We start from the raw sequence: 13318 nt of genomic DNA on the forward strand, positions 1-13318 counted from the left end.
CGGCCGGTCTCCCTTCACGCGCGCCGGTAGACGGCGGGGCGTTTCTCGGCGAAGGCGCGGGTGCCTTCCTTGGCGTCGGCGGTGTCGAAGATCGGCCTGCCACGCTCGAGTTCGAGCCGGAGGCCGTCGGCTTCGCTGAGGGCGGCGGTGTCGTGGACGCAGGCCTTGACGGCTTCGACGGCGAGCGGGCCGTTGGCGTTGATCAGTGCGGCGGTTTCCAGCGCTCGTTCCAGCGCCGTGCCGTCGGGGACGACGTGGCCGATCAGCCCGATCCGGGCGGCCTCGGCGGCCGGGTAGGGGCGGCCGGTGAGGAGCATTTCCAGGGCGTGGGTGCGGGGGATCTGGCGGGCCAGGCGGACGGTGGAGCCGCCGATGGGGAACAGTCCGCGCCGCACTTCGAACAGGCCGAAGGTGGCGCTCTCGCCCGCGATGCGGATGTCGGTGCCCTGGAGGATCTCGGTGCCGCCGGCGACGCAGGGACCTTCGACGGCGGCGATGACGGGTTTGCGCGGCCGGTGGTGCCGGAGCATGGCCTTCCAGTGCAGGTCGGGGTCGGCCTTCAGCCGGGCGCGCACGGGGTCGCCCGGGTCCGTGCCGTGCCCGGAGAGGGCCTTGAGGTCCATGCCGGAGCAGAAGGCGCCGCCCGCGCCGGTGAGGACGACGCTGCGGATGGCGTCGTCGGCGTCGGCGAGCATCCAGCCGTCGTGGAGGCCGACGAGCATCGGCAGGGAGAGGGCGTTCCTGGCCTCCGGCCGGTCGAGGGTGAGTACGAGGGTTGCTCCGACGCGCTCGACGGTGAGGTGTTCGGTGCCGGCCATGGCTGTCCTTCCCCTGGCGGTCGTCGGTCGGTCCCAGGCCCAGAACAGGGTGCAGGAGGCGGGGGCGCGGTTCAATAGTTTTCTGACGCTACGTCAGATTCTTTGCCCGGACCTCCCTTCCCCCCTCCGGCGGTCGGCGCTCTAATGACGGCCGTGGACTACAACCTCGCGGATCTCTTCGAGTCGGTCGTGGGCATGGTGCCCGGCAGACAGGCGCTGGTCCACCTCGCCCTGCCCGGGGACGGCGCCGAGCGCAGGCTGACGTACGCGCAGCTCGACGCGGCGGCGGACCGGCTCGCCGGGCACCTGTACGACAGCGGAGTCCGGCCGGGCGCGCACGTGGGGCTGCACCTCTACAACGGCGTCGAGTACCTGCAGTCCCTCTTCGCGTGCCTGAAGATCCGGGCCGTCCCCGTCAACGTCAACTACCGGTACGTGGAGGACGAGCTGGCCTACCTCTACGACGACGCGGACCTGGTGGCGCTGGTCTTCGACGCCTCCTTCACCGCGCGGGTGGCGGCGGCCCTGCCACGGGCGCCCCAGCTGCGCCACCTGGTCCGGGTGGGCACCGCCCCGGCGTCCGCGCCCGAGCCGCACATCGCGCCCGTCGCCTTCGCCGAGGCCGAGGCTTCCGGCCCGGCCGGGCGGGCGGCCGGCCGGCGCTCCGGCGACGACCGCATCGTCATCTACACCGGCGGCACCACCGGGCTGCCCAAGGGCGTGGTGTGGCGGCAGGAGGACCTCTTCTTCTCCGGCCTCGGCGGCGGCGCACCCACCGGGGAGCCGGTGAAGCGGCCGGGCGAGCTGGCCGAGCGGGTCGCCGCGGGCGGCGAGGGGCTGGTCTTCTTCCCGACCGCGCCGCTGATGCACGGCACCTCCATGCTGACCGCCCTGATCGCCTTCGGCTACGGCCAGCGGATCGTCCTGCACCGCAAGTACGCACCCGAGGAGGTGCTGCGGACATTCGCCCGGGAGCGGGTCACCTGCGTCTCGCTGGTGGGGGACGCGATGCTGCGGCCACTGCTGGACGCGCTCGAAGGGCCGATGCGCGGTACGGACTGCTCGTCGCTGCTGAGCGTGAGCAGCTCCGGGGCGATCCTCTCGGAGAGCGTCCGCGCCCAGTTCGCACGGCTGCTGCCCTCGGTGGCGCTGCTGAACAACTTCGGCTCCTCGGAGTCCGGCTTCAACGGCACCGCCACGGGCGAGCCCGGCACCGGCTTCCGGCTGCGGGTCAACGACCGTACGTCCGTGGTGGACCCGGTCACCCACCGGCCGGTGGAGCCCGGTGCGGTGGGCCGGATCGCCCAGCGCGGCCATGTGCCGCTCGGCTACCACAACGACCCCCGCAAGACCGCCGAAACGTTCTTCCAGAGGGGCGGCGAGCGGTGGGTGCTGCTCGGGGACATGGCGACCGTCGATGCCGACGGCATGGTCACCGTCCTCGGGCGCGGCTCGCAGTGCATCAACACCGGGGGCGAGAAGGTCTTCCCGGAGGAGGTCGAGCAGGTGCTCAAGGGGCACCCCGCCGTCTACGACGTGCTGGTCGCGGGCGTGCCGGACGCCCGCTGGGGACAGCGCGTCACGGCCGTCGTCCAGCCGCGCGAGGGGGCGGACCCGCCGACCCTGGCCGTGCTCCAGGCGCACTGCCGGGCCCACCTCGCGGGCTACAAGGTGCCGCGCAGCGTCGTCCTGGCCGCGTGCATCCGGCGCTCGCCGAGCGGCAAGGCGGACTACCGCTGGGCGCGGGCGGTGGCCGAGGCGCCCGACGCCCCGGAGTGAGGGCGCGCCGAGCCCGTGACATCATGCCGCTCGCGGCTCTTCCGGCGCCCGCGGCTTTGCCGTGTCTTGACGGACGGGACACCTCGTGTGCGGCAAGTGGACACGGCGGCCTTCGCAGGCGTTGGGGCGGTGGTGGCCGCGGCGCCCTTCACTGAGTCCGCCGTGCGATCCCCGCCCCCCTGTCCTAGGAGACGCCTTGACCCCCTTGTCCCGTCGTGGATTCCTCGGCGCGGCCGCCGGCGGCAGTGCCGCCGCGGCCCTCGGCGCACTGCCCTCCTCCCTCCAGCAGGCCATGGCCGCCACCGGTGGCGGCGGCACCCTGGACGACGTCGCACACGTCGTGATCTTCATGCAGGAGAACCGGTCCTTCGACCACTACTTCGGCACGCTCAAGGGCGTACGCGGCTTCGCCGACCGTTCCCTGCTGCGCTTCCCGGGCGGCTCGGACGTCCTGCGTCAGACCAGACTGGGCCCGCTGGGCGGTGGTGTCCTGATGCCCTGGCACCTGGACCCGGCCACCACCGACGCCCAGCGCGTCCGCGACCTCGACCACGGCTGGTCCGGCACGCACAGCGCCTGGAACGGCGGCAGATACAACAACTGGATACCGGCCAAGTCCGCCTGGACCATGGGCTACTACACACGGGCCGACATCCCCTTCCAGTTTGCGCTGGCCGAGGCGTTCACCGTGTGCGACCAGTACTTCTGTTCCGTGCAGGGCCCGACCAACCCCAACCGGCTCTACCAGTGGACCGGCACGATCGACCCGGGCGGCAAGCAGGGCGGTCCCGTCACGGACAACTCCGAGAAGGGCTACGGCTGGACCACCTACGCCGAGCGGCTGGAGGCGGCGGGCGTCTCCTGGCGGGTGTACCAGCAGCAGGACAATTACGACGACAATCCGCTGGCCTGGTTCAAGCAGTTCCAGAGCGCGAAGCCCGACTCCTCCCTCTACGTCAACGGCCTGCAGCGCCGCTCGGCCGACGCCTTCGCCCAAGATGTGGCGGCCGGGACGCTTCCCGCGGTCAGCTGGGTCGTCGCACCCGAGAAGCAGTCCGAGCACCCCGCCTACCCGCCCGCGTACGGCGCGGACTTCACGGCCAAGTACGTGCTGGAGGCACTGGCCGCGCACCCGGAGGTGTGGGCGAAGACGGTCGTCTTCCTCAACTTCGACGAGAACGACGGCTTCTTCGACCACGTGGCCCCGCCCGTGCCGCCCGCCGGCACCCCGGACGAGTTCGTCGGCGGCGCCCCGATCGGGCTCGGCCCGCGCGTGCCCATGACCGTGGTCTCCCCGTGGAGCCGGGGCGGCCACGTCCACTCCGAGGTGCTCGACCACACCTCTCCCCTGCGGTTCCTGGAGAACTGGACGGGCGTGAAGGAGCCGAACATCTCCGCCTGGCGGCGCACGGTCTGCGGCGACCTCATGAGCGCCTTCGACTTCGACTCGAAGAACGTCTCCTTCCCCGCGCTGCCCGACACCGCGGCCCTCGTCGCCGCCTGCGACCGGCAGGACGGGCTGCCCGACGCCACCCCGCCGGCCTCCGCGCCCCGCCCCGTCCAGGAGCCGGGCACCCGCCCCTCCCGCGGCACGGGCTACGGCTTCGACACCACCTCATGGACGGACACCGCCACCAACCGCGTGTGGTTCAAGGTGGTCAACACCGGGACGCTGGGCGCCGGTTTCACCGCCTATACGGTCAACTACCGGGCGTACGGGGCGTGGCACTACACCGTGCCGGCCGGCGGCAGTGCCAGCGACTACTTCAGCGCCCTGACCTACGGCGGCGGCAAGTACGACATCGACCTGCACGGGCCCGACGGCTATCTGCGCGGCTTCAAGGGGGACGTCCGCACCTGGAAGGACGCCGCCAAGGGCCATCCGGAGGCGGCCCTCTCCCCCGACCCCGCCGCGCCGGGCACGCTGCGCCTGACGCTGACCAACGCGGGCGGCGCCCCGGTGGTGTTCACCGTCTCCGACGGCGGAGAGACCACCACCGTCGCGGCAGGCGACAGCGCCCGTCTGACGCTCACCGCCGGGCCGGACGGCTCCTACGACGTCAGCGTCACGGCCGACGTGGGCGACGGCTTCGAGCGCCGCTTCGCGGGCCGTACGTACGCCTGACGGCCGGCCGACCCGTACCGGCCCGTGCCGCGGAGGAGTACGCGCGGACGATGGTCACTCGTTCGGGTGTCTTGACGGCCGCCCCGCCCTGCTGGTTTGTTTGATCCCGAGCGAAACGACCGAATGATCGGTCGGGCGATGGATACGGGGCGGAGGCATGCCATGACCGGCACCCGGGAGTCGCGGGGCGAGGCCCTGGACGCGGGAGAGCGGCTGTCGCGCGAGGAGCTGACGGCCCTGCAGCTGCGGCGTCTGCGCGCGACGTTGCAGCACGCCTACGACCATGTCCCCTTCTACCGGCAGTCCTTCGATGCCGCCGGGCTGCGGCCCGAGGACTGCCGGACCCTCGGCGACCTCGCCCGGTTCCCCTTCACCACCAAGGCGGACCTGCGCGACCACTACCCCTTCGGGATGTTCGCCGTGGACCGCTCCCGGGTGCGGCGCATCCACGCCTCCAGCGGCACCACGGGCACGCCGACCGTCGTCGGCTACACCGACGGCGATCTCGACGTGTGGGCCGATGTCGTGGCCCGCTCCATCAGAGCGGCGGGCGGCCGCCCGGGCGACATGGTCCATGTGGCCTATGGCTACGGCCTGTTCACCGGCGGCCTGGGCGTCCACTACGGCGCCGAGCGCCTGGGCTGTACGGTGATCCCCGCATCCGGCGGCATGACCGCACGGCAGGTCCGCCTCATCCAGGACTTCCGCCCGCAGATCATCATGGTCACGCCCTCCTACATGCTCACCCTGCTCGACGAGTTCGAGCGCCAGGGCGTCGACCCCCGCTCCACCTCCCTGCGCGTCGGCATCTTCGGCGCCGAGCCGTGGGGCGAGGGCATGCGCCGCGAGATCGAGGAGCGCTTCGCGATCGACGCGGTGGACATCTACGGCCTGTCGGAGGTCATGGGCCCCGGCGTCGCCCAGGAGTGCATCGAGACGAAGGACGGCCCGCACATCTGGGAAGACCACTTCTACCCGGAAATCGTCGACCCGGTCACCGGCGAGGTCTTGCCGGAAGGCAGCCACGGCGAGCTGGTGTTCACCTCCCTCACCAAGGAGGCGATGCCCGTCGTCCGTTACCGCACCCGCGACCTGACCCGGCTGCTGCCGGGCACCGCGCGGGTCTTCCGGCGGATGGAGAGGATCACCGGCCGCTGTGACGACATGGTCATCGTGCGCGGGGTGAACGTCTTTCCCTCCCAGATCGAGGAAATCCTGCTCCGCACGCCCGGCGTGGCACCCCACTTCCAGCTGCGCCTCACCCGCGAGGGCCGGCTGGACCGCCTCACGGTGCGCGCGGAGGCCCGCCCGGAAGCGGCACCGCAGCAGCGCACCGCGGCCGCCGAAGCCATCGCCCGGCAAGTGAAGGACGGCATAGGCATCTCGGTGACGGTCGACGTCGTGGACCCGTACTCCCTGGAACGGTCGGTGGGCAAGATCCGCCGCATCGTCGACGAACGGGGCTAGGCGCCGGCGCGACGCGCCCGCCACTCGTGCCGCAGCATCGCGTAGACGTAGTCCTCGCGCCAGGCGCCCTTGAAGATCCCCGTGTCGATGAAGTGCGCCTCGCGACGCATACCCATCCGCTCCATGAGCCGGGCCGAAGCACTGTTCCCGGCATGACAGCGCCCGATGATCCGGTGCAGGCCCAGCTCGTCGAAACCGAGCCGCAGAGCCGCCGAGGCGGCCTCCGTCGCCAGACCCTTGCCCTGGTAATCGGGGTTGAAGACGCAGCCGATCTCCCCCTGGCGGTCTTCCTCGCCGAGCCACACCAGCTCCACCTGGCCGATGACCTTGCCGTGGTCCGGCGAGACCACCGCCAGGCTGAGGCAGTCGCCCTCCTCGGCCAGTTGGACCTCGCCGGCCATCTGGTCGACGGCCTCCTGGGACTGCCGGCGGTCGCGTGGTTCCCACCGCATATAGCGGGCCACCACGGGCCGGCGCTGGTAGGCCCAGACGTCCTCGACGTCCTCGGAGGTGAAGGGACGCAGCAGCAGGCGCTCGGTGGACAGGGGTTCGGTAATGCGCAGCATCGGGCGACCTTATAGGCGCCCTGCGGACCGGGCCACGGCATTTTTCCTTGCCGAACCGGAGCCGGCCGACGGTCAGTCCAGGGTGGTGGGGCACCGGGTCGTTCCACGGCGCGCCCGGACCCCGTTGCGTCTTGGCCCGGGGGTGGTGACACCCTCCCTCTGGGGCCGAGGGCAGAAGTCCGTACGGCCGTACAGGAGAGGACGGTTCCATCCCATGACTGGTGTGCACTCCCCGTCGGGCCCGGGCGCCGGGCGAATCGGCCGCCGCGGCGTGCTGGCCGGGCTGGCCGCGGCCGCCCCGCTGCTGCTGGCCGGGTGCGGCGGGCACCACGACAAGCGGGCGCAGGCCGCCTCACCGTCGCCCTCCGGCCCCGCCGCGGACGCCACCATCGTGATCATCAGGCATGGGGAGAAGCCCGACGGCGATCACCCCGGCATGGACGAGAGCGGCAAACGGGACAAGAAGTCGCTGACTCAACGAGGGTGGGACCGGGCGAACGCCCTGCCGCGGCTCTTCCCGCCCGCGTCGGGCGAGCCCGCCGCCGGCGTTCTGCCGCGCCCCGCCGTCATCTTCGCCGCCGCCGACCAGGGCCCCCACGCGGGCGCGCACCGCATGCGGCAGACCGTCACCCCGCTGGCGAAGCAACTGAAGCTGGAGGTGGACACCTCCATAGCCGAAGGCCAGGAGGACAAGCTGGCCGCGGCCGCCCTGGCGGCGCACCGGACCGTGCTGATCAGCTGGGAGCACTCCCGGATCCCGGACATCGTCAAGGCACTCGGCGCCGAGCGCGCGCCGGGGGTGCCCACGTCCTGGCCCAACCGCTTCGACCTGGTGTGGGTGTTCACCCGCCGGCACGGGGACTGGTCCTTCCGGTCGGTGCCGCAGCACTTGCTGAGCGGGGACGCGGCGGCGTAGCAGCGGCAGGCGCGCGAACGCCCGCCCGGCGCACTGGATTTCTCACGGCACCCGTCCACACTGGCGAGCAGCACCCCGTTTCCGGGCCGGCCGGCCCGGGATCGTCGGCATCGGCGGAAGGGACACCAGACCATGTGCCGGTTGTTCGGCCTGAGCAGTGCGCCGCAGCGTACGCGCGCCACCTTCTGGCTGCTGGACGCCCCCGACAGCCTCAGCCGTCAAAGCCACCGCGACCCCGACGGGACGGGGCTCGGGTACTTCGACCCCGACGGCACCCCGCACGTGCACAAGGCGCCCATCGCCGCCTACGACGACCGGTCGTTCGCCGAAGAGGCCAGGCAGGTGGAGTCCGCCACCTTCCTCGCCCACATCCGCTTCGCCTCCACGGGCGGCCTCAAGGCTCGCAACACCCATCCCTTCGAGCAGGACGGGGGGCTCTTCGCCCACAACGGCGTCATCGAAGGCCTCGACCGGCTCGAAGCGCGGCTGGGCCCGGACAGGGCCTCGGTCGAAGGGGACACCGACTCCGAGCGGTTCTTCGCCCTCGTCACCCGTGAGACCAGAGCGCACGGCGGTGACATCACCGCCGGGATCGAGCACGCCGCGCAGTGGATCGCGCGCAATCTACCGGTCTACTCCCTCAATCTCGTCCTCACCACCCGGGACGAGTTGTGGGCTCTGCGCTATCCCGAGACACACGAGCTGTATGTGCTGCGGCGCGCGGCCGGCGGTCATCACGGCACCCGGCACCTGGACCACAGCGGCACCGCCGGCCGTATGCGCGTCCACTCCCCCGACCTCACCGACGTACCCGCCGTCGTCGTCGCCAGCGAGGCCATGGACGACAATCCCCACTGGGAATCGATGGCGCCGGGCGAGCTTCTCCACGTCGGGCCGGACCTCGGCATCACCCGCCGGACCGCCCTCCCCGACGAGCCGGCGCACCGGCTCACCCTCGACGACCTGCGCCCCGAAGCGGCGGCTTCCCAACAGCCCGCCTGAGCGCGGCAGCCCGCGGTCCTTGCCGTCCCCACGGCACCGTGCGGCCGTCACCCGACCACACCGCCTCCCGCACCTATTTTCATCGTCTACAGTGCCGTAGACATTGACCGGCCGATCACCCCCGCTTCGACGGAACCGGGGTGGCCGAACCATGTCCTGACGGCGTATATCGGGCAGTTACGGCGCAACGGCGCCGGGAGGAGCGGGGCGACCATGACACAGCCAGGCGGCGGGGCGACGACCGAGTGGGCACGAGCGGCATCGGGCCCGGAGCATGCCCGCCACGGCCGATCCGGGGCGGGGTGGAGCAAGGTCCCGGAGGTCGCGGCCCTGTTCTGGATCGTCAAGGTGCTCACCACCGGCATGGGCGAGACCGCTTCGGACTACCTGGGCCGCACGCTCGGCCCGATACCGGCCGGGGCCGTGGGGCTCGTGGGCATAGCGACCCTGCTGACGATGCAGTTCCGCGCGGACCGCTACCGGCCGTGGATCTACTGGTCGGCGATCGTCATGGTCAGCGTGTTCGGCACCATGGCCGCCGACGTCTTCCACGTCGTGGCCGGAGTCCCGTACACCGTCTCGACCGTGATGTTCTGCGCCGCTCTGGCCGGCGTCCTGACGGCCTGGTACGTCAGCGAGAAGACGCTGTCGATCCACAGCATCCGCACCCGCCGCCGCGAGACCTTCTACTGGACGACGGTGCTCACCACCTTCGCGCTCGGCACCGCGATCGGCGACCTCACGGCCGGCACCCTGCACCTGGGATACCTCTCGTCCGGCATCCTCTTCGCCGTCGCCATCGCCGCGCCCGCGCTGTCCGGCCGCTTCGCCTGGCTGAGCCCGGTGGCCGCCTTCTGGTCCGCCTACATCCTCACCCGCCCGCTCGGGGCATCCTTCGCCGACTGGATGGGCGTGCCCGCCGGGCGCGGCGGCGTCGGCTGGGGTACGGGGCCGGTCACCCTGGCGCTCCTGGTACCGATCATCGCCCTCGTCAGCTACCTGGCGGTCAGCCGCAAGGACACCCCGGCGGAGCAGCGGACGGCCGCCGGCGCCGTCGGCTAGCGGACGAAGACGGCCGAAGGCGAACACAGTACAGCCCCCGGAGAGCCTCCCCACCGATCCTTGAACCTCAGTCGTCGCTGACGTTCCGGTCTCGATACGTGCTCCTCCGGGGGCCTAGCCAGTTGCCGAGATGGGGGTCACTCGGGCCGATGGACGTCTCCACCGACGGTGCGGCTCTCACCGGTTGGCTGGTGTAATGACGAGTCTCCTCCTTATTTGTCCAGAGTCAAGAGGTATGTCGGAAATGCGGTGACGCAGGGGCGCAGGCGTTGCCGTTGAGTGACGCCTGCCGCTGTTTCCGCAGGTCAAGGTAGGTACTCAGCTCACCCCGCGAGGGCGGAACTGGATGCTGATCCGGGGGCCGACGGGCCGTGCCGTCTTGGGGATCGCGTGGTCCCATGTGCGCTGGCAGGTGCCGCCCATGACGATCAGGTCCCCGTGCCCCAACGGCTGCCGCACGCGCGGGGCGCCACCGCCGCGCGGCCTGAGCAGCAGGGGGCGCGGCTCGCCGAGGGAGAGGATCGCGACCATCGTGTTCTCCTCGGCGCCGCGGCCGATGCGGTCGCCGTGCCAGGCGACGCTGTCGCGGCCGTCGCGGTAGAGGCAGAGGCCGAGGGTGCGGAACGGCTCGCCGAGCTCCTCGGCGTAGTGCGCACTCAGCGCGTCCCGGGCGGCCGCCAGTACGGGGTGCGGGGGTGCGTCGGCCTCCCCGTAGTGGGCGAGGAGCCGTGGGACCGCCACCACGTTGGCGTACATGTGCCGGCGCTCAGCGCGCCACGGCACCGTCTCCGCCAAGGCCTCGAAGAGGAGGTCGGCGCCGCCCAGCCAGCCGGGCAGGACGTCGATCCAGGCGCCGTGCGTGAGCATCGTCCGACGGGCCTCGGCCAGTGGGCGCCGCAGGCCCACGTCGTCCGCCACGTCGAAGAGCGAACCCTGAAGCTGTACTGCCATGCGGCCAGCGTACGCCACTTATAGAACATATGAACGAATGAAGCCGCGCGGCACCCCGATGGCCCATCCAGGCCGCCCGGTGTCGGGGAGGGCCGTAGCGTCGGCTTCGGCGGCCGGGTACGACGAGGGCGTCCGGCCACTGAACCTTCTTGCAGACTGCAGGCGTCATCAACGTCAACTGCTGTCTCTCGCATGCCTTTTGGAGGACACGTTGCCCAGACGTCACCGCTTACGCGCACTGGCCGTCGGCGGCCTCGCGCTGCTGACCGGCGCGAGCACGCTTCCCGCCGCGGCGGCCGATCACGCCGCCCGGCCCTCCGAGGGCGGTCTCTCGGCCGTCATCCGCTACACCGAGTACGGGATTCCGCACATCTTCGGCAAGGACTACGCCGACCTCGGCTTCGGCGAAGGCTGGGCCCAGGCCGCCGACCAGGTGTGCACTCTGGCCGACGGGTTCGTCACCCTGCGCGGAGAGCGCTCGCGGTACTTCGGGGCCGACGCCGCTCCCGACCGTTCGCTCTCGTCGGCTGCCACCAATCTCACGAGCGACCTCTTCTTCCGCGGCATCCAGGACGCGAAGACCGTCGACAAGCTCCTCGAACAGCCCGCTCCGGCGGGTCCCAGCCGCCAGTCCAAGGAGCTGATGCGCGGCTGGGCGGCCGGGTACAACGCCTGGCTGCGGCAGAACCGCATCACCGACCCCGCCTGCCGCGGCGCCGCCTGGGTGCGGCCGGTCACCCCCGTGGAGGTGGCGCGGCACGGGTACGCCATCACCGTGCTCGGCGGGCAGGGCCGCGCGGTCGACAGCATCACCGGCGCCCGCCCCACGCCCCAGGGTCCGGCTCCACAGTCCGCCGCCGGCGTCGACCCGGCACAGGCCGCCCGCGAAACGTTTTCGCAGGCGAACTCCGACATGGGTTCCAATGCGGTGGCCTTCGCGGGCTCCACCACCGCGAACGGACGCGGGCTCCTGCTCGGCAACCCGCACTACCCCTGGCAGGGCGGCCGCCGCTTCTGGCAGTCGCAGGCCACCATCCCCGGCGAGCTGAACGTCTCGGGGGGCTCGCTGCTCGGCACCACCCTCATCTCGATCGGCCACAACGACCGCATCGCCTGGAGCCACACCGTCGCCACCGGGGTGCCGGTCAGTCTCTTCGAGCTCAAGGCCGCCCCGGGCAACCCGCACGCCTACCTCGTGGACGGCAGGCCCGAGCGGATGACCGAGCGCGCCGTGACCGTGCCCGTACGGGGCAAGGACGGCCGTGTCTCCAGCGTCACGCGCAGCCAGTGGTGGACGCGCTACGGCCCCGTGGTGACCTCGCTCGGCTCCCTGCCCCTGCCGTGGACGGCCCGCTCGCTCTACGCGCTGTCCGACCCCAACGCCTCCAGCCTGCGCTTCTCCGACGCCTCGCTGGCACTGGGCAAGGCCCGCAGCGTCAAGGGCATCCAGGACGCCCTGCGACGCACCCAGGGGCTGCCGTGGGTGAACACCATCGCCGCGGACGCCGACGGGCACAGCCTCTTCACGCAGTCGCAGGTGCTGCCGCGCGTCACCGACGAGCTGGCCCGCAGCTGCTCCACGCCGCTGGGACGGCAGACCTACCCCGCCGCCGGGCTCGCCGTGCTGGACGGCTCGCGCGGCGCCTGCGCGCCCGGCAAGGACGCCGACGCCGTGCAGCCCGGCATCTTCGGGCCCTCCGCGATGCCCACCCTCGTGGACGCCCCGTACGCCGAGAACTCCAACGACAGCGCCTGGCTGGCCAACGCCGACCGCCCGCTGACCGGCCACGCGCGCATCTTCGGGAACACCGGCACGGCCCGTTCGCTGCGCACCCGCGGCGCGATCGAGGACGTGGCCGCGATGGCCCGGCGCGGCCGGCTGACCGTCGAGGACCTCCAGCGGCAGCAGTTCGCGGACCGGGCGCCCGCGGGCGACCTGGCGGCAGCCGACGCGGCCAAGGGATGTGCGGCGCTGCCCGGGGGCAGGGCGAAGGACAGTGACGGCAAGAGCGTCGACGTGTCGGCGGCGTGCGGCGTGCTGGCGCACTGGGACCGTACGGTGCGCACCGACAGCAAGGGCGCGCTGCTCTTCGACCGCTTCTGGCGGAAGCTGGACGATTCCGCGTACATCCCCGAGGGGCAGCTGTGGCGGGTGCCGTTCTCGGCGGCCTCGCCGGTGACCACGCCCCGCACGCTCAACACCTCGGCCGCCGGGTTCGGGCGCGCCCTGGCCGATGCGGTCACGGAGCTGCGGTCGGCGGGCATCGCGCTCGACGCACCGCTGGGCGAGCACCAGTTCGTGGTGCGCAACGGCAAACGGCTGCCGGTTCCGGGCGGCACGGAGGCGCTGGGCATCTGGAACAAGGTCGAGGCCCCCTGGGATGCGGCACACGGCGGCTACGCGGACGTGGGCATGGGGTCCAGCTACATCCAGGCGGTCGGCTTCGACGGCGGCCCCTGCCCCGTCGCCCGGACACTGCTGACCTACTCGCAGTCCTCCAACCCCAAGTCGCCGCACTTCAGCGACCAGACGGAGCTGTTCTCGGCCGGGCGGACGGTCACGGCCCGGTTCTGCGAGAAGGACATCCTCGCCTCCCCGGAGCTGAAGGTGGTGCGGGTGAGCGAACACTGA

Annotated in this window: 10 protein-coding genes; 7 read left to right on the forward strand and 3 right to left on the reverse strand. The window is 72.0% G+C overall.

Translation table 11 applies throughout. The features are described from left to right. Nucleotides 1-14: 14 nt before the first annotated feature. Complete coding sequence (locus FHS39_RS13150) at nt 15-818, reverse strand: crotonase/enoyl-CoA hydratase family protein (RefSeq protein WP_184349499.1); 804 nt, start codon at nt 816-818, stop codon at nt 15-17. Nucleotides 819-971: 153 nt separating this feature from the next. Here FHS39_RS13150 and FHS39_RS13155 point away from each other — a divergent pair, with 153 nt between their 5' ends. From FHS39_RS13155 to paaK, 3 genes are all read left to right on the forward strand, one after another. Beyond that, on the forward strand, nt 972-2597 hold the full coding sequence (locus tag FHS39_RS13155; RefSeq protein ID WP_184349500.1) for an AMP-binding protein: 1626 nt from the start codon (nt 972-974) through the stop codon (nt 2595-2597). 196 nt (nt 2598-2793) lie between these two features. Further along, nucleotides 2794-4722 carry a phosphocholine-specific phospholipase C gene (locus FHS39_RS13160; protein WP_184349501.1) on the forward strand — a complete coding sequence of 643 codons (1929 nt, stop codon included), beginning with the start codon at nt 2794-2796 and terminating at the stop codon, nt 4720-4722. A 162-nt stretch (nt 4723-4884) separates the two neighbouring features. Next, on the forward strand, nt 4885-6189 hold the full coding sequence (gene paaK, locus FHS39_RS13165) for a phenylacetate--CoA ligase PaaK (RefSeq protein WP_184349502.1): 1305 nt from the start codon (nt 4885-4887) through the stop codon (nt 6187-6189). Here paaK and FHS39_RS13170 read toward each other — a convergent pair. Continuing rightward, nucleotides 6186-6755: a GNAT family N-acetyltransferase gene (locus tag FHS39_RS13170; protein WP_184349503.1), complete on the reverse strand. Its 570-nt coding sequence runs from the start codon at nt 6753-6755 to the stop codon at nt 6186-6188. The two genes, paaK and FHS39_RS13170, sit on opposite strands and share 4 nt — an antisense overlap. A gap of 214 nt (nt 6756-6969) precedes the next feature. Between FHS39_RS13170 and FHS39_RS13175 the strand changes: the two genes are divergently transcribed. The 3 genes from FHS39_RS13175 (at nt 6970) to FHS39_RS13185 (ending at nt 9735) form a co-directional block, all read left to right on the forward strand. Then, nucleotides 6970-7671 carry a hypothetical protein gene (locus FHS39_RS13175; RefSeq protein ID WP_184349504.1) on the forward strand — a complete coding sequence of 234 codons (702 nt, stop codon included), beginning with the start codon at nt 6970-6972 and terminating at the stop codon, nt 7669-7671. Nucleotides 7672-7803: 132 nt separating this feature from the next. Further along, the gene (locus tag FHS39_RS13180; RefSeq protein WP_184349505.1) at nt 7804-8673 is read left to right on the forward strand and encodes a class II glutamine amidotransferase; all 870 of its coding nucleotides are present in this window, start codon (nt 7804-7806) and stop codon (nt 8671-8673) included. Between the two features lie 213 nt (nt 8674-8886). Further along, nucleotides 8887-9735: a COG4705 family protein gene (locus FHS39_RS13185; protein WP_184349506.1), complete on the forward strand. Its 849-nt coding sequence runs from the start codon at nt 8887-8889 to the stop codon at nt 9733-9735. Between the two features lie 318 nt (nt 9736-10053). On the opposite strand, the gene FHS39_RS13190 is transcribed toward FHS39_RS13185, so the two are convergent. Continuing rightward, on the reverse strand, nt 10054-10686 hold the full coding sequence (locus FHS39_RS13190; protein WP_184349507.1) for an alpha-ketoglutarate-dependent dioxygenase AlkB: 633 nt from the start codon (nt 10684-10686) through the stop codon (nt 10054-10056). A 211-nt stretch (nt 10687-10897) separates the two neighbouring features. Between FHS39_RS13190 and FHS39_RS13195 the strand changes: the two genes are divergently transcribed. Next, nucleotides 10898-13318, forward strand: a complete 2421-nt coding sequence (locus FHS39_RS13195; protein WP_246470173.1) for a penicillin acylase family protein — start codon at nt 10898-10900, stop codon at nt 13316-13318.

Source organism: Streptomyces olivoverticillatus, assembly GCF_014203555.1.
GTDB lineage: Bacteria > Actinomycetota > Actinomycetes > Streptomycetales > Streptomycetaceae > Streptomyces > Streptomyces olivoverticillatus.

Coding starts and splice junctions, on each gene's coding strand:
- FHS39_RS13150 (WP_184349499.1), bottom strand. CDS start 818: ATGGCCGGCACCGAACACCTCACCGTCGAGCGCGTCGGAGCAACCCTC.
- paaK (WP_184349502.1), top strand. CDS start 4,885: ATGACCGGCACCCGGGAGTCGCGGGGCGAGGCCCTGGACGCGGGAGAG.
- FHS39_RS13170 (WP_184349503.1), bottom strand. CDS start 6,755: ATGCTGCGCATTACCGAACCCCTGTCCACCGAGCGCCTGCTGCTGCGT.
- FHS39_RS13175 (WP_184349504.1), top strand. CDS start 6,970: ATGACTGGTGTGCACTCCCCGTCGGGCCCGGGCGCCGGGCGAATCGGC.
- FHS39_RS13180 (WP_184349505.1), top strand. CDS start 7,804: ATGTGCCGGTTGTTCGGCCTGAGCAGTGCGCCGCAGCGTACGCGCGCC.
- FHS39_RS13185 (WP_184349506.1), top strand. CDS start 8,887: ATGACACAGCCAGGCGGCGGGGCGACGACCGAGTGGGCACGAGCGGCA.
- FHS39_RS13190 (WP_184349507.1), bottom strand. CDS start 10,686: ATGGCAGTACAGCTTCAGGGTTCGCTCTTCGACGTGGCGGACGACGTG.